The following is a 22,735-nucleotide window of genomic DNA, read 5'->3' as shown; positions in this document are numbered from 1 at the left end:
CTTGTGGAATACATTCCCTAGGGTAAGCTTTGCCGCGATAAAGGCCGGGGAGGGCAAATTATGAGCGAGTCAGCAACACGAACACCATGGCACCTCTGGGTCGTCGGCGGGATCAGTGCACTTTGGAACGCCTTCGGCTGCTTCGATTTCACCATGACCGCCACGAAGAACGCGGCGTATCTGGAACCCTATCCGCAGGAAATGCTCGACTACTGGCTCAATATGCCAGCGTGGATGTGGATCATCTGGGCGATTGGCGTGATCGGCGGGCTGGCAGGCAGTATCGCCTTGCTGCTGAGGAAAAAGCTGGCGGTCGGTCTGTTCCTCGCATCCTTGCTGGCTGCGGCTTCGAGCATGTCGATGGGCTATTTCGACAAGAATGCCCCGCACATGGAGGGGCAATGGATCATGAGCGTCGTCATCATCGCGATTGCACTTCTCCTCATGGTCTACGCCCGCTGGTTGTCGCGCCGGGATGTCTTGCGCTGACCGAAGAAGGCTCTAGCCTCCCTGCAAAAGGGAGGAACACATGAGCGAGATGAACCAGACATGGGTGCTGCGCCAGCGGCCGGTGGGCGATATCAAGGAAGGCGACCTCGAACTCGTCGAGACGCCGCTTGAGCCCCTGAAGGATGGCGAGGTGCGGGCGAAGACGGTCTACCTCTCGCTCGACCCGACCAATCGCATCTGGATGAGCGACATGGACGCCTACCTGCCGCCGGTCGGTATCGGTGACGGCATGCGGGGCAGTGGCCTCGCCGTCGTCGTGGAAAGCAGGCATGACGGCTTCCAGCAGGGCGATGTGGTCAACACAGGCCTGGGCACCTGGACCATGTATCCCACACTGCAGGGCGAAGGCCTCGCAAAGCTGCCCATCCTGCCGGGGGTCCCGCTGACGGCCTATATGGGGCCACTGGGCGCCACCGGCATGACCGCCTATTTCGGCCTGATGGACATCGGCAAGCCGAAGGCGGGCGAGACGGTCGTCGTGTCTGCGGCGGCGGGCGCGGTCGGCTCCATGGTTGGCCAGATCGCAAAGATCCAGGGCTGCCGCGTGGTCGGTATCGCGGGCAGCGACGACAAGTGCAAATGGCTGACGGAGACCGCCGGCTTCGATGCGGCCATCAACTACAAGACCGAGGATGTCGGTGCGGCGCTGGACAAGCATTGCCCGGACGGCGTCGATATCAATTTCGAGAATGTTGGTGGGCAGATCATGGACGAGGTCATCGCACGGCTGAACGATTTCTCGCGTATGCCACTGTGCGGCCTGATCAGTACTTACAACGCCACCGGACCGGTGCCGGGGCCGTATAATTTCTCGAACCTCCTGATGCGGCGCACGCTCATGAAGGGCTTCATCGTGATCGACTATTTCGATCGTTTCCCGGAAGGCATTCAGCAAATGGCCATGTGGCTGATGGAAGGGAAACTGAAGTTCGAGACGGATGTGGTGAAGGGTTTCGAGAACGCGCCGTCCAGCCTGTCGCGACTCTTTGAGGGCAAGAACCTCGGTAAACTCGTCGTTGAATGTAGCCCGCCGCCGGCCTGATCGATTTGCTGTTCATCCCTCGTTCAATTACAATGCTTTGTTATTGCAGGTGAATTGGCTGGAGGGATGACATGGCGCGCGCAAGGCGGCTGAAATTGGCCGGAGCGGCCCTCGCGGCGACGGGGGTGATCGCCCTTGGCGCCTGTACCAGCGAAGAGATGGCGATGTTCGCCGACGCGATGGCGGCGGCATCCGATGAAATGGCTGTCACGCTGACCGCCGTGCCCAGCTTTGGTTGTGATTACAATATCGACGGCTATCTCGTCTGCGACGACACAGGCGACGGGTTCGCTGACCGGTATGGCGATTCCTATGACGTTGCGCCGGTCGCCTACGTCCCGGTCACACCGCCTGTGCGGGTGAACGGATATGGCGAAGCGTTTCAGTATGACGGCGGGTGTGACTGCTGGCTGCGCGAACCGTCACTGGACGAAGCCCCGCCGCCACGGGAACATCGTCACGATCACGACGACTAGAGAACAGCTGGCGCAATCCAGAAGCCGACGATCGTGATGATCACGACGCCCATAAGATTGATACGGAAACCCTGCTTGATCATCTCGCTGATCGGCACTCTGCCCGTGGCATAGATCACCGCATTTGGCGCGGTTGCGACCGGCAGCATGAAGGCGCAGCTGGCGGCAACGGCAGCGGGTGCGAACAGGGATTGCGGCGCAGCCCCCACGGCGACAGCGAGCGAGCCGATGATCGGCGCCAGTGTCGTCATGGTCGCAACATTGGATGTGACTTCAGTCAGGAAGATCACCAGCAGCACCATGATCGCCACGATCATCAGCGGCGGGAAGACACTCAGCATCTGCATCTGCGTCCCGATCCAGTCTGACAGGCCGGTGGCGTGCATGGCTTTGCCGAGCGAGATGCCCCCGCCGAACAGGATGATCACGCCCCAGGGAAGTTTCACCGCTTCGTCCCAAGTCATCAGTGCGCGCCGTTCCTCACCGCCTGCGGGGACGAGGAAAACGAGCACGGCGCCGAACAGAGCGATCATCATGTCCGTCTGCCCGCCATAGGCTTCCAGCAGGGGGTAGCCCATGGAGGTGAGAAGCTTGGTCACCGGCAGGCGCAGCACCCACATTGAGGCAATGATGCCGAACACGATGGCGATCCGCTGCTCAGGTGTCTTGATCGGGCCGAGTTCCAGGAGGTCGTGGTGCACGGACGCAGCCATAGACTCGCCGTGCTTGTACTTCGGCAGGCCGCGGGTCACCGCCCACCAGGCCGCCGGCACCAGCAGCGCTGCGGTCGGGATGCCGAAGGTCATCCACTGGCCAAAACCGATGCCTTCGCCGGTTTCTTCCTGCAGCCATTTCAGGGCGATCAAATTGGTCGGCGTGCCGATGGGCGTGGCAACGCCGCCGATGGAGGCCGAGTAGCACACGCCGAGCAGGATTGCGGTCGTGAACTTGCCTTCCTTGTCCTGCAAGGCGGCCGCAGCCGAGATGGCGATGGGCACCATCATCAGCGAAGTCGCTGTGTTGGAGATCCACATGGAGAGAACGGCGGTCGCCAGCATGAAGCCGAAGATCAGCGCCTTGGGTGAGGTCCCGACGCGGTCGACGATATTCAGCGCGATGCGTTTGTGCAGGTGCCAGCGCTCGACGCCCAACGCGATCACGAAGCCGCCCAGGAGGAGCAGGACGATGGGGTCCATATAGCTGCCGCTTATGGCGCGCGGAGACAGCGCCGCCACACCGGCGGCGTCAGCATGTTCGCCATGTCCGATAATGGCTGCGCCAAAAGGAAGGACGATCAGCGGGAGCAGGGACGTCGCGGGAATCGGAATGGCCTCGGTCGCCCACCATGTTGCCATCAGGACGAGAAGGCAGCCCGTCAGCCAGGCGGGCCAGGACAGACCCGCTGGCGGACCCACGATGAGCATGAGCGCTGGAAGAACAATCCCGAGGATGAGGCCGATCGTCCGGTGCGAGAGCGTCATGCGGGGCCTTTCAGGGCGGCGAAGGCCGAGTCGAGCTCTGCCTTGAGGTCTGAGACGGCTTCCAGGCCGACATGGATACGAAGCAGCGGACCCGCGCGCGATGCGGTCCAGCTGTCCTTGGAACGGGTGAGCTGGTGGTCACATGGAATGAGCAGGCTTTCATAGCCACCCCATGAAAAACCCATACCAAACAGGTGCAAAGCGCCCAGAAAACGATCCATTCCGCCTTCGGGGACAGCATTGAGGACGACGCCGAACAGGCCGCTGGAGCCGGAAAAGTCCCGCTTCCACAATGCGTGATCCGGGCTGGAGGGCAGGGCCGGGTGCAGCACCTCTGAAACTTCGGGCCGCTCGGCGAGCCATGTAGCCAGTTCCAATGCACCGGCTTCGTGCGCTCTGAGGCGCGTGTGCAGGGTGCGCATGCCGCGCAAGCATACATAGGCCTCGTCGGCGCTGAGGCTGATGCCGAAATCTTCCGACGCCATGGCGATACGGTTGTAGCGTCCCGCATCTGAAGTGATCACTGCGCCGCCAAAGCCATCTGCATGGCCAACGATGTACTTCGTCATCGCCTGCACGACGATGTCGGCACCAAGTTCCAGCGGGTTCAGGAAATAGCCCGCCGCCCATGTATTGTCCGCGATCGTCGGGACGCCACGCTCACGGGCGGCTGCGGTCATCGCCGGTATGTCAGAGACTTCGAAGGTGAGTGAGCCCGGTGACTCGATGAAAATCGCCTGCGTCTCCGGACGGATCATGTCAGCAATTCCGGCACCAATGCGCGGATCGTACCGGGTGGCTGAAACGCCCATATATTTCAGGCGGCGTTCGCAGAAACGCGCCGTTGGGCCATAGGCGCTATCCGGGAACAGGATGTGCCCGCCGGATTCGACACAGGAAGAGATCGCCAGAGCGCAGGCCTGCAATCCATTGGCGGCGAGGCGCACATGCGTGCCGCCTTCCAGTTCGCACAGTGCGGCTTCCAGTTCGCGGTGCACGCCGAGACCCATCCGCCCATAACCGGGCTTGGACTCGTAGAGCGCCTTTTCCGTATTGAAGAGAACCGTGGAGGCGCGCTCCACGGGCGGGTTCACTGTGACGCTGCCGAGCCGCGGGCCGCGCGTGTGGATGATCCGCGTTTCGGGCCGTTTCATGCCGCGCCTGTTGCCACCGGACGAGACGGATCGGAGGCCCATTCGGTCCACGATCCATCATAGACGGCGACATCCCAGTTGCCGAGCCGGGCGTAGGCGAGGGCCAGGATCGCGGCCGTAACACCAGACCCGCAGGTGGTGATGATGGGGGCCTGAGAGCTGGGGAGCAGGCCTTGCAGTTCGTTTGCTGACTTCAGCGTGCCGTCGGCATTGATCAAGTCGCTGGACGGGGCGCACGAGCTGCCGGGGATGTGTCCGGACGGGAGACCTTCGCGCGGCTCGGGCGCTTCAGCTGTGAACCGGCCCTTCGCGCGGGCATCGACGATGGCGTGCGAGCCGCTCGCGGAGGCCGCGGCGACCTGGTTGATGTCCTTCACGAGATCGCTGCGGACGCGGGCAGTGAAGTGGCGCTCCACAGCCACCGGCGGCATGTCTTCCAGATCGCCGCCTTCGGCTTTCCAGGCCGCCAGACCGCCATCCAGAACTTTCACATCGAGATGACCCATGACGCGCAGCATCCACCAGACACGCGCGGCGGCGCAGAAATTGTTGTTGTCATAGACGATCACCCGGTTGCCATCGCCGATGCCCAGCTTGCGCACGCGGGACGAGAACATGATCGGATCCGGCAGCATGTGCGGCAGGTCGGTTCCACCGGCCTTGATGGCATCGATGTCGAAATGGACGGCGCCCGGAATATGCTCTTCAGCCCATTCTTCGCGTCCGGTTTTTTCGGCCTTGAGGAAGGGGGCGTAGTAGGTCGCGTCCACGACCCGGATGTCGGGCGCCGAGATATTCTGCTTCAGCCAGCCAGCGGTGACGAGAGGGTCGCCCGTTTCCATTCCTTACCCTTTGATCCATGGCGGAACCGGCAAATCTTTCGATCGCAGGAATTCCGGATTGTATAGTTTCGACTGATAGCGGTTGCCGTAGTCGCAGAGCATCGTAACGATCGTGTGGCCGGGGCCAAGATCCTTCGCCATTTTTACTGCACCGGCGACGTTGATGCCTGAAGACCCGCCAAGGCAGAGGCCTTCATGTTGGACGAGGTCGAACAGGATGTTCAGCGCTTCGGTGTCGGTGCAGCGATAGGCCCGGTCCACCACGATGTCTTCAAGGTTTGCCGTGATCCGGCCCTGTCCGATGCCTTCAGTAATCGAGGTGCCTTCAGATTTCAGCACACCTGAGGTGAAGTATTCGTACATCGCCGCCCCACCCGGATCTGCAAGGCCGATCTGGACCGACTCGCGCTTCTCCTTCAGCGCCATCGAGATGCCGCCCAGCGTTCCGCCAGAGCCCACGGCGCAGATGAAGGCGTCCAGCTTGCCATCGGTCTGGGTCCAGATTTCCTGACCCGTCGTGTCATAGTGGGCCTTGCGGTTGGATACATTGTCGAACTGGTTGGCCCAGATCGCGCCGTTCGGTTCGCTCTTGGCGAGGTCTTCGGCGAGGCGGCGGGAATAGTGCTGGTAGTTGTTCGGATTGGCATATGGCACCGCATCCACTTCGATCAGCTCGGCGCCGAGCAGGCGGATCGCGTCCTTCTTCTCCTGGCTCTGCGTGCGGGGCATGACGATGACCACTCGGTAGCCGAGCGCTGCGCCGACCAGCGCGAGGCCGATACCGGTATTGCCAGCCGTGCCTTCCACGATCGTCCCGCCGGGCTTCAGGTCTCCGGCTGCTTCTGCATCGCGTACGATGCCGAGGGCGGGGCGGTCCTTCACGGACTGGCCGGGGTTCAGGAATTCACATTTGCCGAGGATTTCGCAGCCCGTCTCGTCAGAGACCTTGTTCAGGCGGAGAAGCGGCGTGTTTCCGATAAGCTCGATAACGGATCGATAGGTTTGCATGCAGGCGGTTTCCAGGTCGGTTTCCGGGTTGAGCCGGGAAGCTAGGGCGCCCCGCCTTGCAGGACAACCGTCCCAGGGTGGGCTTCCCCTAAACTGATCCATCATCTGTCCTGTTGCGTAAACAGGCCATGCGGCCCCTGACCCACGGAATTTTCGCGCTTGTACTCGGTTTCGGCTTGGCAACCTCCGGCCCGGCGGTCGCCGACAATGTGCCCAGCGGGGATGGTTTCGCCTGGACCCCGCGCGACGGGGACGTGATCAGGTTTGATGTCCGCCGGCAGGGAAAACCCTTCGGCACGCACGAAGTGCGGTTCGAAGTTCTGCCCGACGGCACGATCGAAGCGCACACGAATGTGACGTTGCGGGCAGGTATCGGCCCCATTCCGCTCTACAGGTACGAGTTGCAATCCACCGAGCGCTGGCAGGATGGCCTGCTCGTCGGCCTTCAGGGCGAAGTGTACAAGGATGGCAAAGCAGGCTCCGTCACCGCTCGGGCGGAAGGCGATGTGATCGAAGTGGAAGGGACCGGCTTCGACGGAACCGTGCCGTTGACCACTGTTCCTGCGAGCCATTGGAACATGGCGCAGACTGAGGCCAGCACGCTCCTATCGTCCGAAAATGGCCAGTTGATCGACGTGTCAGTCCGCCTGAAAGGCCGCGAAACGCTGGAAATCGCGGGCGTGGCGGTCGAGGCGAACAAATTTCTTCTCGATTCCGATATCGACGTGACGCTTTGGTACGACGATGCCGGTCGTTGGCTGAAACTGTCGTTTTCAGCACGCGGCCAGCAAATCGACTACGTCCTGCAGGCCCCTTACTGGCAGGACCAAGGCTAGCGATCCCGCTGGCGTGCAGCCCAGATAGATCAAATTTCATCGATCCGGCTTTCTCCCCGTTCATTCGTATTTTGTAGAAATGGATTCACCCGAGGTTCTTCTGGTGGGAAGGGAGAATCCGGGGCTGTCCGGTCAACCGGATTAACCGATGGGGATCATACATTGACCGGATTCTTGGAGAGCATTTCTGTTCCCGAAAAGCATGCAGCCAGTCTGCGTGCGCGGCAGCTGGATATGGTCCGCCGCATCACGTTCGTGATGATTCTGGCAAACCTGATGAACGCCGGCATTGTGGTGATCTGTTTCCTGGGAACGGCGTCCAGCGATCTTCTCTATATCTGGGGCGCGGCAATTCTGGCATCGAGCAGCCTGTCTGTCGGGACGCAGTTCTTTAACCCGCGTGACATGGATCCCATGGATGAGCGGACCCAGACGGCTCTGGACAATTTTTCCCGCGCTGCGCTGATCAGCGGCGTGCTGTGGGGTGTCGTCCCCTTCATCGTGATGAACGCGGCCGCCCCGCAAGGGCAGATGATCATGGGGGTCATCATGGCCGGCATGATGTTCGCCGGCACATTCCTGATGGCCCGGACGCCCAGCGCCGCGATTTCGTTCTTGCTGCCGGTTGGCGCAGGCGTGGTCGCCGCCATGCAATTCCAGCATGACCCGGCCTACCAGTTCATTTCATTGCTTGCGCTCGCCTACATCGCAGTGCTCGTTCTGGCCGTTCGCTGGTCGTACAAACAATTTGTCGAGCAGCACCTCAGCGAATGTGCGGTGAAGGAGCAGTCCCAGCTCATCGGCCTGCTATTGCGTGACTTCGAAGAGAGCACTTCGGACTGGCTGTGGCAGACGAACGCCGAAGGGGAAATGCAGGACATTCCGCTGGTCTTCGAGGGCGCGAAGGACGCTGACAGCGTGATGCGAAAGGGCGAGCCCCTGGTCGACCTTTTCGTGAAGGATGATGCCCAACACGTCCTGCAGACCAGTCTCATGCGCCGGCAGGAGTTTCGAGACCTCGCCCTGCAGGTGAAGACATCGGAAGATGGACAGGAATGCTGGTGGTCTGTCACGGGAAAACCGATTTTCGAAGCAGGCAAGTTTTGCGGCTTCCGCGGTGTGGCGACGGATATCACCCAGTCGAAGGAAATCGAGGATCGTATTGCCTACATGGCGCACTATGACGGCCTCACCGGTTTGCCGAACCGGATCACCATGCAGGAGCATCTGGAAAAGGCGGTACGCCTTGCGAGTGATCCCAAAACGAACCGGGCGCTGGTCTGGCTGGATCTCGACAATTTCAAATGGGTCAACGATACGCTGGGCCATCCGGCTGGCGATGAATTGCTGCGCCAGGTGTCCGGGCGCCTGACCGGGATCTGCCATGACGACGATGTCGTCTCCCGCATCAGCGGCGATGAGTTCGCGCTCATCATCGAGCGTTCGGATCGCGAAAAGCTGGAAGACTTCCTGGATGAGTTGGTCGAACGACTGTCGGAACCCTATGACATCTGGGGATCCACCGCGAACTGCTCCGCCTCGCTCGGAGTTCGCCTGTTTGACAGCTTTACCCAGGATGCGCGTGTCCTTCTGAAACATGCTGACCTTGCACTCTACCAGGCCAAGAAGCTGGGCAAGGGCAACTGGTGCATGTTCTCGGAGGAGCTGGACGAGCGGGCGCGGGCGCGCCAGCAGATCGAAACGGACCTCCACCGTGCGCTCGACAATCACGAGCTGCGCGTCTTCTTCCAGCCGGTTGTCGATGCGGCAACGCTGGATGTGACGGGCTTTGAAACGTTGTTGCGCTGGGAACACCCGAAGCGTGGCCTTGTCTATCCCGGTGAGTTTATCGAGCATGCCGAAGACATTGGTCTGATCACCCGGATAGGCGACTGGGTGATCCGCGCAGCGATGGAGGAAGCCCGTCGCCTGCCAGAGCATGTCGGCATTTCAGTCAATATTTCCCCGCTCCAGATCCACTCGCAAAGCCTGATCCCCACGATCATGCAGGCGATTGCCGCGAACAACATCGCACCGGAGCGCCTGGAGCTGGAAATTACCGAAAGCGTACTGATGTCGGACACCGAGTTCACGCTCCAGCGCCTGCATCAGATCAAGTCCATTGGTGTACGGATCGCTCTCGATGACTTCGGTACCGGCTTCTCGTCGCTGAGCTATCTGCGCAGTTTCCCGTTCGACAAGATCAAGATCGACAAGAGCTTTGTGTCGGACCTGGAAAGCCGTGCCGATAACCGCGCGATCGCCATCGCAACGCTGGACCTCGCCCGGTCGCTTGGCATGCGCTGTACCGCGGAAGGCGTCGAGACCGGTTACCAGTCGGACTTCCTGCGCGAAAACGGTTGTGACAACCTTCAGGGCTTCTTTATCAGCCGGGCCCAGCCGCTGGACAAGCTGAGCCACCTCATCGAGTTGAAGGACGTACCGGGCGTCGAAGCTTCTCCCGCCCCACGGCCCAAATTACGCATCGTTGAACCTGATGCGGCACCGTCCCGCGCGGCGAAGGTTTCCTGACAGTAATTGCGTGGACTGCCGGACTATTCGTCTGGCTTGTCCTCGGTCTTCTTTTTCCCGAACAACAGGTTGCCAATGGCCTCCTTGGCAGCTTTCTCTGCCAGGTCTTCCGGCGTCTCCTGTTGGGCCGGTTCGGCCGCGTCCTGATCGGCGGCGGGCGTCTCGGCCGGGGAGATGCTGCCGGAAGTGCCAAGAATGTCCGCCAGCGGATTGGTGCTGGTGCCTGACTTTCCGGTAATGCCTTCCAGAAGCTGACCGGTCAGGTCCTGTTTCAGCTGGTTGCTCACGCCCGACAGGTCCGGTGTGACTTTCGGCTTGGTCCAGCTGCCGGACAGGCGGATCGGCACGGGGATGCCGTTCAGTTGCACGACGCTGCCGGTGCCCTGGCCTTTCTTGTCGATGCTGGTAGCAAGGCGCAGGTCCAGAGTCTGACCACCGAGATTGATATTGCCGGTTCCATCGATCCCGAGGACCGGGCTGAGGAGTTTCATCAGGTCGACATTTGCGACGCCGTTCTTCACCGACAGGACCGTGTCGAAGCTGGAGAAGTCTGTCTCTGCTTCCGGGGACAGGGCGGAGGCGAAGTCGAGGCTCTGCAGCTGGCCGGTGGAAAGGGCCTGCAGCAGGGAGTCCTTGCTGCGCACCAGTTGCGCCACGTTCAGGCCCTTGATGGCGCCTTCGTTCAGCTTGGTGCTGACTTCGCCGTTCAGGCCCTTCATGATCTCGTCGATCGAGGTGCCTGTGGACGTGGCCGAGACGGCGAACGTACCGGTGCCGGTCAGCTTGTCGAACCCGGCGAGGGTACCCAGCAGGGACGAGACGCCGACGCTGTCGCCGGTCATGTCGAGCGCGATGGCCGGTTTTGCGGCGGAGGCATCGAGGCTCATCTTGCCGCCCCAGCTGCCGCCGAACGCATCGAACGCAGGCAAGTCGGCATTCAGCTTGCCATTCTTCAGGACCGCATTCACCTGTGCATTCTTCAGCACAACATTGCCGAGTGTGAGCGTCGTCGTCTTGATCTTCAGGTCGGCGTCGACCGCTTCCAGACCGGCAAGATCCAGCGGTTCCTTGCTCCAGCCTTCCATCGGCTGTTGAGGCTTCTTCTCCTGGTCTTCAGCAGCCAGGAAAGGCGACAGGTCCAGTTCGCCCATATCGAGATCGCCGGTCAGGTGGGGCTTGGCGCCCGAAAGGTCCAGCCCTGCCGTGCCCGTGGCGCGGATATCGTCGAGGGCGAAATCGAGGTTCGAGATGGCGAGCTTCTTGAACGATCCCGAAATGGCGCCTGCGGTTGAGAAATTCTTCAGCGTGTCGCCTTCCGGCATTTCCACATCTGCCGCTTTCAGAAGCGCGCGCAGCTCATCACTGGAAGCGTCAAGCGTGCCCTTGAGGCTGCCGTCACCTGCGAGGGAGGCGTCGCCCTTGTAGGAGGCATTCAACAGGGCGCCGGAATGAGAGATGTCGAGTCCTGTCAACGACAGGGCATCCGCTGGGCCGCTGACCTTGCCGGCAATGTTGACCTTCTCCAGCGCGTCTTCAGCCGGAACTTCGATCCCCATTTGCTTCAGCAGTTCGCCGGTATTCGGCGCGGCGGCCTGAAGCTGGCCATCCACGGCCGGACTGTCCTTCAGTGCGACGGTTCCCTTGAAGCCGAGGTCCACGAGGTCGCTTTTCAGGTCGAGGTCATCGAACTTGATCGTCAGCGCATCGAACGGACCGGAGACTGTGCCTTTCATGTTTCCCGCACCGAGCGGCGCGATGTTCACCGGCAGCTCGACGGAGGCAAATTTCGCGACCTCGGCAAGGTTCGGGGCGTTGAGGCTGAACGCGCCATCCAGCGCCGGTGCATCGCCCAGAGTCACCGATCCGCCGAACGTGCCCGTCGCCAGCTTGGAATCGAATTTCGCATCGACAATCGCCGGGACGCCGCTTTGCAGCTGCTCCGGCGTGTCTATGGTCAGATCGATATCGAAGGACTGATCCTGGAAAATGCCGTCGGCATTCGCCTTCAATGGCTTGTCGAAGCCCTGCATGGAGGCTTCGAGGTTCAGGTCCTTCAAGGCGTATTCCGTCCCGATGGTCCGGTCCGCATAGATCAGCGAAGCATTCTTCAGGCTTGCCTTGCCAATGCTCGCACTGACGCCGCCTCCCTCATCGGCCGGTGCCTCCGCTTCCGTGCTGCTGGTGCCGAAATCCCAATTGGTCCGGCCGTCGGCCAGTTTCTCCAGCTGGACATTGGCGTCGACGAAGGACAGCTCCTGCACTTCAACGCGGCGGGAGAGAAGCGGCATCCACTTAACGGAGCCGCGCAGCTCCCCGGCCTCGATCATGTTGGTTGCCGTGAAGCCCTCGGGGTTCGCAACAGTCACGCCACCCACGCTGGCGGAGATTCGGGGGAAGACCGATACGCTGACGTCACCGGTCATCAGGACATCGCGGTTGAGCGCGCTGGTCGCTGCTTTTTCGATCTGCGCCTTGTAGACCGATTTCGGCACGAAAAACGGAACAGTCAGGGCTGCAACGAGGAGGAGGCCGAAAATACCGGCCAGGATCAGGACTATGCGCTTCATTTCGATCGCCCTGGAATCTGCATCGACATACTACATGGGCATTATGTCGGATGAATGGCTGCTGAAAAATCGAATTAGCTGATTCCTCATGAAGTTCCCTGCTTGACCCACTCTTCGCCCGCGCATAAAGAGGCGGCTCGCCGCAAAGCGGCCCGGAAAATGCGCGGGTGTAGCTCAGCTGGTTAGAGTGCCGGCCTGTCACGCCGGAGGTCGCGGGTTCGAGCCCCGTCACTCGCGCCATTTTCTCCAGAACGTGGCCTTTTGGCACAAAAAAGCCGCCCCTTTGGGCGGCTTTTCTGGTTTCTGGACCGGGAATTCCGGATCAGCCTAGCGGTAGTAGTCGCAGAGCGTGTTGATCAGCGCGCGGCCCACGCCGCCGCTGCAGCGATAGTAGATCGTCTGCGCATCCCGGCGTGATTCCACCAGATTCGCCGCACGAAGCTTGGCGAGGTGCTGGGACACGGCCGAGTGCGATTGTTCCGTCAGGCTGGCGAGTTCGCCAACCGGCATCTCGCCGCCTTCGCTGAGGGCACACAGGATCTTCAGGCGGGTCTCGCTCGACATCGCCTTCATGACTTCGGACGCTTCATGAATGCTGTCCGAAACCACTTCATAGGCGTCATTGGCGGTTTTCTTTTTCGCGGCCATCAGCTGTGTCCCTCCTGAACGGTTCCTGCGGTGTCAGCAGATTCCATGCCTTTCACCTCAGGCAGCCAGTCCGGACCGCGCAGGGCGACATAAATCGCGGGGATCACCAGTACTGTCAGCGCTGTCGAAGAGGCCAGCCCGAACAGCAGTGAGATGGCCAGGCCCTGGAAGATCGGGTCGGTCAGGATCACCGCTGCCCCGATCATGGCCGCCAGGGCGGTCAACAGGATCGGCTTGAAGCGGATGGCCCCGGCATGCAGCAGCACCTCTTTCAGCGGCGTCTTGCCGTCCTCCAGGTGTCGCACGAAGTCCACCAGCAGGATCGAGTTCCGCACGATAATCCCGGCAAGCGCGATGAAGCCGATCATCGACGTGGCGGTGAATGGCGCCCCGAACAGCCAGTGGCCGATCATGATGCCGATCAGCGTCAGCGGAACCGGCGTCAGGATGATCAGCGGCACCCGGAATGTGCCGAACTGGCCCACAACGAGGATGTAGATCGCCAGCAGGGCCACAGCGAAAGCGGCGCCCATGTCGCGGAAGGTGACATAGGTGATTTCCCATTCGCCATCCCAGAGCAGGGTCGGCTGGGTATCGTCCGCGGGCTGGCCGTACATGCGCACAGCGGGAGCGGTGAGGCCGGCGGAGGCCCAGTCGAACGCCTTCACCTTGTCCTGGATTTCGAACATGCCGTAGATCGGCGCTTCGTAGCGGCCGGCGAGTTCGCCCATCACCATGTCCGCGAAATAGCCGTCGCGGCGGAAGATGACCGGCGAACCGCTTTCTTCCGACACATCGACCAGCGCACCCAGTTCCACAGGCGCTGCGTTCGGCCCGGCGAGGCGCGCCGGCACCGGAATGGCAGCGATCTCCTGCGACCAGTTACGTTCCGACTTCGGCAGGCGAATGCGGATGTCGAGCGGGTCACGGCCTTCGCTGCGCGGGCTGACGCCAACGGTCTGGCCCGCAAAGGCCAGGGCAATTGTATCGAGGATATCCTGCTGCTGGACGCCATAGTCAGCGGCGCGCGGCTCATCCACCGAGACGGTCAGGCGCGGGGCCGGGTCGCCGATGGAATTGTCGACGTCGACGATGAAGTCGGTGTCATTGAAGAACTGCTCCACAATGGCAGCGGTCTCGCGGCGGGCTTCCGGCGTCGGGCCGTAGATTTCCGCCAGCAGCGTTGAGAGGACGGGCGGTCCGGGCGGAACTTCCACCACTTTCACGCTGGTGCCTTCCGGCATCGGCAGGGCCAGCAGGCGCTCGCGGATATCGAGCGCAATCGGATGGCTCGCCCGCTTGCGGTGGGACTTCTCGGAAAGGTTCACCTGCAGGTCGCCCAGTTCCGGCGAGTTGCGCAGGAAGTAGTGACGGACGAGGCCATTGAAGTTGAACGGCGCTGCGGTGCCGGCATAGGCCTGAAGCGTCTCGACCTCTTCGACGTCGCGGATGGCATCGGCCAATGCGAACAGCGCGCGTTCCGTGTCTTCGACCGAGGCGCCTTCCGGCAGGTCGACCACGACCTGAATTTCCGACTTGTTGTCGAACGGCAGCAGCTTCACCGGCACGACCTTGAAATAGAACAGGCTGAGCGAGGCGAGCGTCGCAACACCGACGGCGATCAGGAAGATCCATGAGTTCTTGCGTGACGCCACGATGGGGCCGGCCACCTTCCTGTAGAAAGTGGCAAGGCGCGTCGCTTCGGCGCCTTCGGCATGGTCTTCCTCGCCACTGGCGCCATGGCCATGCACCGGGGCCTTGCCGGCAATCTTCATCATCAGCCATGGCGCAACGCCGACGGCGACGAAGAAGGAGAACAGCATGGCTGCTGACGCGTTCGCCGGGATGGGGGCCATGTAAGGGCCCATCAGTCCGGACACGAACATCATCGGCAACAGGGCCGCGATCACCGTGAGCGTGGCGATGATGGTCGGGTTGCCCACTTCGGAAACCGCATCGATGGCAGCCGCCACGCGGGAGCGGCCATCCTTCATGGCCCAGTGGCGGGCAATGTTCTCGATGATGACGATGGCATCGTCGACGAGGATACCGATGGAGAAGATCAGCGCGAACAGCGAGACGCGGTTGATCGTATAGCCCATCATCAGCGACGCGAAGAGCGTCAGCAGGATGGTCGTCGGAATGACGATCAGCGTCACCAGCGCTTCGCGCCAGCCGATCGCGAACGCGATCAGGATCACGATGGAAATGGTCGCAAGGCCGAGGTGGAACAGGAGTTCGTTGGCCTTGTGGTTCGCCGTCTCGCCATAGTCGCGGGTGACTTCGACGCGTACGCCCTCCGGGATCAGCCCGCCTTTCAAGAGGTCAACCCGGTGAAGGATCGCTTCGGCCACATTCACGGCATTGGCGCCGGGGCGCTTGGCGAGGGAGAGCGTCACGGCCGGGCGCGCGGCAAAGCCGTCGCCATCTGCGCGGCGGTCCAGCGTCCAGACGCGGGCGTCGCTTTCCTCTCCTGACACACGGATCGTGGCGACATCGGAGAGATAGACGGTGCGCCCGTCGGCGCCCGGAATTTCGAGCCGTTCCAGTTCACCGACCGCATCGATCCGGTCACCGGCCTGCACCAGCAGCGTGTTGCCTTCCTGACGGGCCGAGCCAACCGGCATCGCGGCGGCGGCCTGGCCAACGGACTGGACCAGCGTCTGCAGCGGCACGCCATAGGCAGCCATCGCCTGGATATCCGGCTCCACGCGCAGTTCCAGAGGGCGCCCGCCGATGATCGTGGTCAGGCCGACATCGTCGATCTTGATCAGCTCGGATTGAAGCTCCTCGGCCAGCATGCGCAGGGTCGTGTCGGTCCAGACATCGCCGGTCCATTCTTCGGGCGACAGGGTCAGCGTGACGATGGAAACGTCATTGATCCCGCGGCCCACGACCAGCGGCATGGGCACGTCCGGCGGGATACGGTCCATGTTCGCGCGGATCTTTTCGTGCACGCGCAGGATCGCGTCATCGGCATCGGTGCCGACGTTGAAACGTGCGGTGACCATCGCGCCGTCGTCGCGGCTCTGCGAGTAGACATGCTCGACTTCCGGGATGGCCTTGATGATGTTTTCCAGCGGCTCGGTGACCTGTTCCACCACGTCCGGCGCTTTCAGGCCCGGCGCCTGGATGATCATGTCGACCATCGGCACTGAAATCTGAGGCTCTTCCTCACGCGGGATGGAAAGCAGCGCAACGAGGCCGACAGCCAGCGCTGTCAGCAGGAAGAGCGGGGTCAGTGGCGACCGGATGGTCGACCGTGTGATGGAACCCGAGACGTCCGGTTTCATGCGGGTTACTCCGGCTTTTCGATCTTGTCCCCGGGCTTCAGGCCGGTGAGCACTTCATATTTGCCTTCAGTATCGGCGAGCGGCGCCGCGAGCGCGATCGGCGCATCGACGAACCGGTCGCCGACCTGTACACGGACGAAGTCCACGCCATAGCGGGTGGAGACATAATCCTTCGGCACGAGGATGGCGCGGCGTTCGCCGACCGGGGCCAGAACGTCGACGCGTTCGCCGACCAGCGCATCCAGCCCGCCGGGTACGGTCGCATCGGCGATCAGTTCGCCATTGCGCAGTTCCGGATAGACCTTGACGATGGTCGCCGTACGCAGGTCGCCGCCCCGGGTTGGCAGGCGCAGGGCAAAGGTTTCGCCTTCGCTGATCTGCGCGGCGTGGCGTTCCGGAAGGGAAAGGCGCACAACGCCGTTCACGGTGGCGAAGGTTGCAATCACTTCGCCGGGCGAAACAACGGAGCCTTCCACCACATTCACGCCGGTCACCTTGGCAGCTGCCGGGGCGAGAATTCGGCCTTCAGCCTGACGGGCGCCGAGGGCGTTTCGCTCTGACTGGGCCGAGGAGAGGTTGCGCTTCAGCACATCCAGATTGGTGCGCTGCTCATCCAGGCGCGCCTTCGGGAAGAAGCCTTGTTCGAACAGGGCTTCGTTCCGTGTCAGGTCTTCTTCGGCCTGACGGATCTGGGCCTGCAGGCCTTCGATCCGGGAGGCGAGCGCGGAGATGCTCGGCGCGATGGTCGCGTCGGTGACAACGGCCACGAGCTGACCGGCGTCCACGACATCACCCTCATCGATCGACAGGCGGGACACGACGCCCTGCAGCCGCGACCGGGCGGTCGCGGAGTCTGCCGCCTCGATCCGGGCGACGGCCGGACGATAGTCCATGACCACCGATTCCTCGACGGTCATGACTTCTGCGGATGCCGACAAGGCGAGGACCGCGAAAGCGGCGCCAAGAAGGAGCGATCTAGTAGCGGCCATGGTCTTCCACCTTGCCGGTTGCGGGATTGACCTGAACACAGGGGAAGCCGTCGGCTTTCCATTTCATGATGCCGCCAGCCATGTGCGCTGCGTCAGCGCCCGTTGCGGCCATGAAAGCATCCAGAGCCGCGCGTGAGCGTTTGCCGGAACCGCACTGGAACACGATCTTGCGGCCCGGATGGGTCGGGATGGCTTTCGGTTCAAAGGTCGAGAGCGGGTGCAGCAGGGCACCATGGATGCGCTCGAACGCAAACTCGTTCGGTTCCCGCACGTCCACGAGCAGGACCTCATTGGCTTTGAGGCCTTCACAGACAGTTGCGGGAGAAAGGTCGCGGGGATCAGCCATAAGGGACTCCTCTTATGTGCGCGCGTGCGCACGCCGTGTACTTTGAAGACCGGGATACATGTGACCGGTCAGATTAAACATGCGACATAATGCGCATTTTATAAAATGCGAATATAAGGGATAACGCACACAAAGAATTAATCCCCAAAGGGAGTAGGGCCATGGCTAAGATCGTAGTGTTGGGTGCAGGTTTGGGCGGCGTCATTGCCGCTTATGAGATTCGGAAAAATGTCCGGCGGCAGGATGAAGTGATCGCCGTCAACGAGACGGACTTTTATCAGTTTGTCCCATCCAATCCGTGGGTTCTCGTCGGCTGGCGGGAGCGTGAGGACATTGTCGTCGACCTTGAGAAGCCGATGAAAAAGCGCCGCGTGCAATTGGTCGTGGGCGCGGCCGAAAAGGTCGAGCCAGAGAACAAGCGCCTGCGCATGGCGGACGGCTCCTTCGTCGACTACGACTATCTGGTCATCGCAACAGGCCCGGAGCTGGCCTTTGACGAAATCGAGGGTCTCGGCCCCAAAGGCCATACCCAATCCGTCTGCCACATCGATCATGCGGTGGCCGGCTACAAGGCCTTTGAAGACCTGTGCGCCAATCCGGGCCCGGTGATCGTCGGCGCCGTTCAGGGCGCGTCCTGCTACGGCCCGGCCTATGAAACCGCCATGATCATCGAGACCGAGCTCCGCAAGCGGAAGGTTCGCGACAAGGTGCCGATGACCTTCGTCACCTCCGAACCCTATATCGGCCACCTCGGTCTCGACGGCGTGGGCGACACCAAAGGCCTGCTCGAAAGCGAGATGCGCGACCGCCACATCAAGTGGATCTGCAACGCGAAGGTCCAGAAGGTCGAAGCCGACAAGATGCTTGTCGAGGAAGTGAACGAGGACGGCTCCACCAAGGAGATCCACGAGCTTCCGATGAAATTCTCCATGATGTTGCCGCCGTTCCGGGGCGTGCCGGCAGTGCGTGACGTCGATGGTCTCGTCAATCCGCGCGGCTTCGTCATCACCGACAAGCATCAGCGCAACCCGAAATACCCGGAAATCATGGGCCTTGGCGTCTGTATCGCCATTCCGCCGGTCGGCAAGACGCCGGTGCCGGTGGGTGTGCCGAAGACGGGTTTCATGATCGAATCCATGGTCACCGCGATTGCCGAAAACCTCGGCCAGCTCGTGCGTGGCAAGGAGCCGACCCACGAGGCAACCTGGAATGCAATCTGTATTGCTGACTTCGGCGATGGCGGCGTGGCCTTCGTCGCGCAGCCCCAGATTCCGCCGCGCAATGTGAACTGGTCCGTCTCCGGCGGTTGGGTGCACACAGCGAAGGTCGGCTTCGAGAAATACTTCCTCGGCAAGATCAAGTCCGGCCGCTCCGAAACCTTCTATGAGAACGCCGCGCTGAACCTGCTGAAGACGCACAAGCTGAAGTAACCGCTGAGGAGGCCGTCATGGTCGACACAACCGTCCAGGGCACCATCGCCATCTGCACGAGTTGCGGCGCGCCGAACCGCATCGCAGCCGGCAAGCCGCTGTCCGCAGGCAAGTGCGGCAAGTGCAGCCAGCCGCTGGCGACGCAGAAGCCGGTGGAGATTGACGGGGCCATGCTGGAGCGCCTCATCGCCCGCGACACCGGCGCGTTCGTGCTGGACGTCTGGGCACCATGGTGCGGGCCGTGCCGGATGATGGCGCCCGCCTATGAAGCGGCAGCCGAACGGTTCGCCGACCATGTCCGCTTCTTCAAGCTCAACTCCGACCAGAACCAGGACGCCGCCGGCAAGCTCGGCATCCGGGGTATCCCGACCCTGATCGCCTGGAAGGACGGAGCCCTCATTGCCAACCAGGCCGGGGCCCAGACGGGCGAAGGCCTCTCCCGCTGGATCCAGTCAACCTTCAGGCTGAGTGCCTGACCCAACTCAAAGGATGTTCAAGATGAATGTCGATCGTGCTGTCTTCGCTTTCGCTGGCGTCATCGTTTCGCTGAGCCTCGCGCTTGGCTATTTCGTGTCGCCTTACTGGTTCCTGCTGACGGCCTTTGCCGGGCTGAACATGTTCCAGGCCGCGTTCACGGGTTTCTGCCCCGCGGCGATGATCTTCAAGGCCATTGGCCTGAAGCCGGGTAACGCGTTCAAATGAGCCTGAAGTTTGCCCGCCGGTTCTCCATCAGCCTTCTGGCGCTGGCCGCCCCGGTCGCACTGGCCCAGCCGATCTCCCTGCGCGATGCCGTGCAGCAGGCGCTGAATCACGACCCGTCGCTTGAGCGGGCCGAAGCTGGCGTGGAACGGAGCAAGGCCGGTGTCGACGCCGCCCGGGCAGGTCGCGGCGTGCAGGCAGGATTGCAGGCGCAGGTGGGGGCCGTCGAGACGGACTTCACCCAGGACCGCATCTCCCAGGTGCCGCGCTCTGCCGGCCTTCAGGCTGAGTGGACCGTGTTCCAGTCCGGCGCGCTTGGCGCAGCCATCAATGCCGCGAAAGCCCAGCGTGACGCCGCCAGCTACCAGATGCTCGGCGCGCGTGAGAAACTCGTCCTCGACACGTTCGAAGCCTATGCCAATGCCTGGCTGACGGAGCGTACCGTCGACGTCGCAGAAGCCCGCGTGGCCACCTTCCGTATACGCCTCGATGAGACACAGGCCCGGTTCGACCAGGGGCAGGTGACGCGCACCGACATCGCCCTGACAGAAGCCCGCCTGGCCTCCGCGCAGGCCCAGCGCGAGGCCGCCCGCGCAGCACTTTCCGGTGCATGGGCACGGCTGGCGCGCCTGACCGGTGTCGACCATGCCGTCACGCAGGAGCCGCCGGAACTCGGCACCGTCGTCGGCGGGGACATGCAGGCGGCCCTGTCGCGCGTCATGTCCAAGAACCCTGACCTCGCCGCCGCCCGCGCTGCAGAAATCTCCGCCGGCCACCGGGTGGCAGAGGCGAAAGGCCGCTTCGGCCCGAAAGTCTCGCTGAAGGCCCGCGCCACGACGGGCGAAGACGTCTACTTCTTCTTCGAGGACCAGATCAGCGATGTCGGCGCCTTCGTGACCGTCGAGGTCCCGCTGCTGACCAGCGGCCTGCGCAACGCGTCCAAACGCGAAGCCGTTGCCGGGCGCAGCGCCGCCGCCGCCGATGTCCGCGCCGCGGAGCTGCAGCTGCACGAAGCTGTCGTCGGCCTCTGGGGCGACATCGAGGCCCGTCGTCTGTCCCTTGCGGCAGCCGAGCGGGCGGAGAAGGCCGCAGAACTCGCCGCCGAAGGTGCCCAGAAGGAACAGGCCGCCGGTATCCGCACGCTGGTCGATGCTCTGGATGCGGAGAATGCCTACCGCGATGCCCAGATCGCCCGCTACAGCGCGGCGACCCAGCTTCAGGTCGCCGAAGCGCGGCTTCTGTCGCTGTCGTCTGACCTGGAGCAGCAGCTGGCCACGCTGCCCTGATTGGCCGGACTGGCTGATTTTTGAGCGTCACGAAACCGTCGCCGCTTTTGCGGCTGGCGGGGGCTGACGCGTCGCTGCAATACCCCTAAAGGTGAGCCGGGCGGCCAGTCTCAGGTCCGCCTGGACCTTATCTATTGTTCCCGGGACAAGACATGAATTTCACCAGACGGCTTGTCATGAAAGGCGCGGCGGTTGCCGCGGTCTCGATCGGGACGGAAACTGCCTGTACCGCTGCGCCGGTGCCGGCCTCTGCAGGAGCGCGCACAGTGCAGGACATCGCCACAGACGAAGCCTTCTGGCGCCCGATCGCGGCGCAATACGACGTCACACCGGACGTCGTGAACTTCGAGAACGGCTATTGGGGCCTTATGGCCAAACCCGTCATGGAGGCCTTTATCCGGAACACCGAAAAGGTGAACCGCAACAATTCCTGGTATGCCCGCCGGGACTATTACGCAGAGATCCAGCCAATCCATGCGCGCATCGCGGACTTCCTTGGCGCCGGAGCGGACGAGATTGTCTTCACGCGCAACGCCACTGAATCCCTGCAGGCGCTGGTCGGCGGCTATAACCTTCTTAAGCCCGGCGATGCTGTCATGTATGCCGACCTCGATTACGACTCCATCCAGACCGCGATGGCCACCAAGGCCGAGCAGGAAGGGGCCTCTGTCGTTCGCATCGACATCCCGGAACCGGTTACCCATGACCAACTGATCGACACCTACCGGCAGGCGCTGGAAGCGAACCCCAAGGTGCGCCTCCTGCTGCTGACCCATATCAGCCACCGCACCGGCCTGATGATTCCGGTGCGGGAGATTGTCGAGATGGCGCGCGGCTTCGGCGTGGACTGTATCGTCGATGCGGCCCATTCCTGGGGCCAGACCGATTTCCGGATGGAAGACCTCGGCGCAGATTTTGTCGGCTTCAATTTGCACAAATGGATTGGCGCACCGATCGGGGCGGGCCTGATCTATATCCGCCAGGACCGGCTGGCGGATATCTCGCCGGATATCTCCGAACGGCCGGAAGGCGTTGGCACGATCTATCACCGTATCCATACCGGCACGACGAATTTTGCGACCTTCCTGACGCTCAAGGACGCGCTCGATTTCCATGAACTCGTCGGCCCCGCCCGCAAGGCCGCCCGCGTGTCTTACCTCCGCGACCTCTGGGCAGAGGAGATGCGCGGCGACGACCGGATCGAGATCCTCACGCCGTCAGACCCGCGCCTGCATGCCGCGATCACGTCCTTCCGCTTCAAGGGCAAGACGAGCGTCGATGACAACAAGGCCATCGTGAATGCGCTGGTAGAGAAGCATGGCATCTTCACGGTCCACCGCAGCGATGTTGCAAAGGGCGCCTGCATTCGTGTCACGCCGACGCTCTACAACACGCCGGACCAGTGTATGCAGCTTGTGCGGGCCCTTCGGTCGCTCCTGTCGGACGCCTGACGCCGGGCAGGAAGCGGCCCATGATGCGGCTTAGTCCGGCATAGTCCGGTATAATCATGGCAAGTCATGCATGATCATGCCGAAGTCAGATTTCGTGCTTCGCTGGTCATGCCTCGTTTCCGGGAGTGGACAGACCGGCGCCTAT

Annotated in this window: 19 protein-coding genes and 1 tRNA gene; 11 read left to right on the top strand and 9 right to left on the bottom strand. The window is 62.3% G+C overall.

The window, feature by feature from the left end; all coding sequences use genetic code 11:
• Window positions 1-60: 60 nt before the first annotated feature.
• The 3 genes from R3C98_RS10460 (at window position 61) to R3C98_RS10450 (ending at window position 2,028) form a co-directional block, all read left to right on the top strand.
• Complete coding sequence (locus R3C98_RS10460) at window positions 61-489, top strand: hypothetical protein (protein ID WP_371314006.1); 429 nt, start codon at window positions 61-63, stop codon at window positions 487-489.
• 49 nt (window positions 490-538) lie between these two features.
• On the top strand, window positions 539-1,552 hold the full coding sequence (locus R3C98_RS10455) for an NADP-dependent oxidoreductase (RefSeq protein ID WP_371314035.1): 1,014 nt from the start codon (window positions 539-541) through the stop codon (window positions 1,550-1,552).
• Window positions 1,553-1,623: 71 nt separating this feature from the next.
• Window positions 1,624-2,028 (top strand): hypothetical protein, encoded by a 405-nt coding sequence (locus R3C98_RS10450; protein ID WP_371314005.1) that lies wholly within the window; start codon window positions 1,624-1,626, stop codon window positions 2,026-2,028.
• Here R3C98_RS10450 and R3C98_RS10445 read toward each other — a convergent pair.
• Genes R3C98_RS10445 through R3C98_RS10430 form a run of 4 tightly spaced genes read right to left on the bottom strand, consistent with a single transcriptional unit; the run spans window position 2,025 to window position 6,513 of the window.
• On the bottom strand, window positions 2,025-3,509 hold the full coding sequence (locus R3C98_RS10445) for a DASS family sodium-coupled anion symporter (protein ID WP_371314004.1): 1,485 nt from the start codon (window positions 3,507-3,509) through the stop codon (window positions 2,025-2,027). The genes R3C98_RS10450 and R3C98_RS10445 overlap by 4 nt on opposite strands.
• On the bottom strand, window positions 3,506-4,663 hold the full coding sequence (metC, locus tag R3C98_RS10440; protein ID WP_371314003.1) for a cystathionine beta-lyase: 1,158 nt from the start codon (window positions 4,661-4,663) through the stop codon (window positions 3,506-3,508). The genes R3C98_RS10445 and metC overlap by 4 nt, the downstream gene beginning before the upstream one ends.
• Window positions 4,660-5,505: a sulfurtransferase gene (locus R3C98_RS10435; protein WP_371314002.1), complete on the bottom strand. Its 846-nt coding sequence runs from the start codon at window positions 5,503-5,505 to the stop codon at window positions 4,660-4,662. Before R3C98_RS10435 ends, metC begins: the two co-directional genes overlap by 4 nt.
• Before the next feature lie 3 nt (window positions 5,506-5,508).
• Window positions 5,509-6,513, bottom strand: a complete 1,005-nt coding sequence (locus tag R3C98_RS10430) for a cysteine synthase A (RefSeq protein WP_371314001.1) — start codon at window positions 6,511-6,513, stop codon at window positions 5,509-5,511.
• Between the two features lie 128 nt (window positions 6,514-6,641).
• Between R3C98_RS10430 and R3C98_RS10425 the strand changes: the two genes are divergently transcribed.
• Together R3C98_RS10425 and R3C98_RS10420 are read left to right on the top strand one after the other, a co-directional pair.
• Window positions 6,642-7,349: a DUF6134 family protein gene (locus R3C98_RS10425; protein ID WP_371314000.1), complete on the top strand. Its 708-nt coding sequence runs from the start codon at window positions 6,642-6,644 to the stop codon at window positions 7,347-7,349.
• A 162-nt stretch (window positions 7,350-7,511) separates the two neighbouring features.
• Window positions 7,512-9,881 (top strand): putative bifunctional diguanylate cyclase/phosphodiesterase, encoded by a 2,370-nt coding sequence (locus R3C98_RS10420; protein ID WP_371313999.1) that lies wholly within the window; start codon window positions 7,512-7,514, stop codon window positions 9,879-9,881.
• A gap of 23 nt (window positions 9,882-9,904) precedes the next feature.
• Here the strand turns inward: R3C98_RS10420 and R3C98_RS10415 are convergent, their stop codons facing one another.
• Window positions 9,905-12,448 carry an AsmA family protein gene (locus R3C98_RS10415; RefSeq protein WP_371313998.1) on the bottom strand — a complete coding sequence of 848 codons (2,544 nt, stop codon included), beginning with the start codon at window positions 12,446-12,448 and terminating at the stop codon, window positions 9,905-9,907.
• A gap of 163 nt (window positions 12,449-12,611) precedes the next feature.
• Here R3C98_RS10415 and R3C98_RS10410 point away from each other — a divergent pair.
• Window positions 12,612-12,688 (top strand) — tRNA-Asp (locus R3C98_RS10410).
• A gap of 87 nt (window positions 12,689-12,775) precedes the next feature.
• On the opposite strand, the gene R3C98_RS10405 is transcribed toward R3C98_RS10410, so the two are convergent.
• From R3C98_RS10405 to R3C98_RS10390, 4 genes are read right to left on the bottom strand one after another with little or no spacing between them, the layout of a single operon-like run.
• Window positions 12,776-13,096, bottom strand: a complete 321-nt coding sequence (locus tag R3C98_RS10405) for an ArsR/SmtB family transcription factor (RefSeq protein ID WP_371313997.1) — start codon at window positions 13,094-13,096, stop codon at window positions 12,776-12,778.
• Window positions 13,096-16,389 carry an efflux RND transporter permease subunit gene (locus R3C98_RS10400; RefSeq protein WP_371313996.1) on the bottom strand — a complete coding sequence of 1,098 codons (3,294 nt, stop codon included), beginning with the start codon at window positions 16,387-16,389 and terminating at the stop codon, window positions 13,096-13,098. Before R3C98_RS10400 ends, R3C98_RS10405 begins: the two co-directional genes overlap by 1 nt.
• A gap of 5 nt (window positions 16,390-16,394) precedes the next feature.
• Window positions 16,395-17,378, bottom strand: coding sequence for an efflux RND transporter periplasmic adaptor subunit (locus R3C98_RS10395; protein ID WP_371313995.1), 984 nt, complete (start codon window positions 17,376-17,378; stop codon window positions 16,395-16,397).
• Window positions 17,365-17,724, bottom strand: a complete 360-nt coding sequence (locus R3C98_RS10390) for a rhodanese-like domain-containing protein (protein WP_371313994.1) — start codon at window positions 17,722-17,724, stop codon at window positions 17,365-17,367. The genes R3C98_RS10395 and R3C98_RS10390 overlap by 14 nt, the downstream gene beginning before the upstream one ends.
• Window positions 17,725-17,885: 161 nt before the next feature.
• Here R3C98_RS10390 and R3C98_RS10385 point away from each other — a divergent pair, with 161 nt between their 5' ends.
• The 5 genes from R3C98_RS10385 to R3C98_RS10365 all read left to right on the top strand — a co-directional run bounded on the left by R3C98_RS10385 (window position 17,886) and on the right by R3C98_RS10365 (window position 22,590).
• The gene (locus R3C98_RS10385) at window positions 17,886-19,154 is read left to right on the top strand and encodes an NAD(P)/FAD-dependent oxidoreductase (RefSeq protein WP_371313993.1); all 1,269 of its coding nucleotides are present in this window, start codon (window positions 17,886-17,888) and stop codon (window positions 19,152-19,154) included.
• 17 nt (window positions 19,155-19,171) lie between these two features.
• On the top strand, window positions 19,172-19,630 hold the full coding sequence (locus R3C98_RS10380; protein WP_371313992.1) for a thioredoxin family protein: 459 nt from the start codon (window positions 19,172-19,174) through the stop codon (window positions 19,628-19,630).
• 22 nt (window positions 19,631-19,652) lie between these two features.
• Window positions 19,653-19,856, top strand: a complete 204-nt coding sequence (locus tag R3C98_RS10375) for a DUF2892 domain-containing protein (protein WP_371313991.1) — start codon at window positions 19,653-19,655, stop codon at window positions 19,854-19,856.
• On the top strand, window positions 19,853-21,139 hold the full coding sequence (locus R3C98_RS10370) for a TolC family protein (protein ID WP_371313990.1): 1,287 nt from the start codon (window positions 19,853-19,855) through the stop codon (window positions 21,137-21,139). Before R3C98_RS10375 ends, R3C98_RS10370 begins: the two co-directional genes overlap by 4 nt.
• 152 nt (window positions 21,140-21,291) lie before the next feature.
• Entirely contained in the window at window positions 21,292-22,590 is a 1,299-nt protein-coding gene (locus tag R3C98_RS10365; protein ID WP_371313989.1) for an aminotransferase class V-fold PLP-dependent enzyme, read from the top strand.
• Window positions 22,591-22,735 lie beyond the last annotated feature (145 nt).

Source organism: Hyphomonas sp., from assembly GCF_041398465.1.
In the GTDB taxonomy this organism is placed as follows: Bacteria; Pseudomonadota; Alphaproteobacteria; order Caulobacterales; family Hyphomonadaceae; genus Hyphomonas.
The sequence above is the reverse complement of the archived record's forward strand: the minus strand, read 5'-3'. Positions and strand labels throughout refer to the sequence as shown.

Coding starts and splice junctions, on each gene's coding strand:
- R3C98_RS10460 (WP_371314006.1), top strand. CDS start 61: ATGAGCGAGTCAGCAACACGAACACCATGGCACCTCTGGGTCGTCGGC.
- R3C98_RS10455 (WP_371314035.1), top strand. CDS start 539: ATGAACCAGACATGGGTGCTGCGCCAGCGGCCGGTGGGCGATATCAAG.
- R3C98_RS10450 (WP_371314005.1), top strand. CDS start 1,624: ATGGCGCGCGCAAGGCGGCTGAAATTGGCCGGAGCGGCCCTCGCGGCG.
- R3C98_RS10445 (WP_371314004.1), bottom strand. CDS start 3,509: ATGACGCTCTCGCACCGGACGATCGGCCTCATCCTCGGGATTGTTCTT.
- metC (WP_371314003.1), bottom strand. CDS start 4,663: ATGAAACGGCCCGAAACGCGGATCATCCACACGCGCGGCCCGCGGCTC.
- R3C98_RS10435 (WP_371314002.1), bottom strand. CDS start 5,505: ATGGAAACGGGCGACCCTCTCGTCACCGCTGGCTGGCTGAAGCAGAAT.
- R3C98_RS10430 (WP_371314001.1), bottom strand. CDS start 6,513: ATGCAAACCTATCGATCCGTTATCGAGCTTATCGGAAACACGCCGCTT.
- R3C98_RS10425 (WP_371314000.1), top strand. CDS start 6,642: ATGCGGCCCCTGACCCACGGAATTTTCGCGCTTGTACTCGGTTTCGGC.
- R3C98_RS10415 (WP_371313998.1), bottom strand. CDS start 12,448: ATGAAGCGCATAGTCCTGATCCTGGCCGGTATTTTCGGCCTCCTCCTC.
- R3C98_RS10405 (WP_371313997.1), bottom strand. CDS start 13,096: ATGGCCGCGAAAAAGAAAACCGCCAATGACGCCTATGAAGTGGTTTCG.
- R3C98_RS10400 (WP_371313996.1), bottom strand. CDS start 16,389: ATGAAACCGGACGTCTCGGGTTCCATCACACGGTCGACCATCCGGTCG.
- R3C98_RS10395 (WP_371313995.1), bottom strand. CDS start 17,378: ATGGCCGCTACTAGATCGCTCCTTCTTGGCGCCGCTTTCGCGGTCCTC.
- R3C98_RS10390 (WP_371313994.1), bottom strand. CDS start 17,724: ATGGCTGATCCCCGCGACCTTTCTCCCGCAACTGTCTGTGAAGGCCTC.
- R3C98_RS10385 (WP_371313993.1), top strand. CDS start 17,886: ATGGCTAAGATCGTAGTGTTGGGTGCAGGTTTGGGCGGCGTCATTGCC.
- R3C98_RS10380 (WP_371313992.1), top strand. CDS start 19,172: ATGGTCGACACAACCGTCCAGGGCACCATCGCCATCTGCACGAGTTGC.
- R3C98_RS10375 (WP_371313991.1), top strand. CDS start 19,653: ATGAATGTCGATCGTGCTGTCTTCGCTTTCGCTGGCGTCATCGTTTCG.
- R3C98_RS10370 (WP_371313990.1), top strand. CDS start 19,853: ATGAGCCTGAAGTTTGCCCGCCGGTTCTCCATCAGCCTTCTGGCGCTG.
- R3C98_RS10365 (WP_371313989.1), top strand. CDS start 21,292: ATGAATTTCACCAGACGGCTTGTCATGAAAGGCGCGGCGGTTGCCGCG.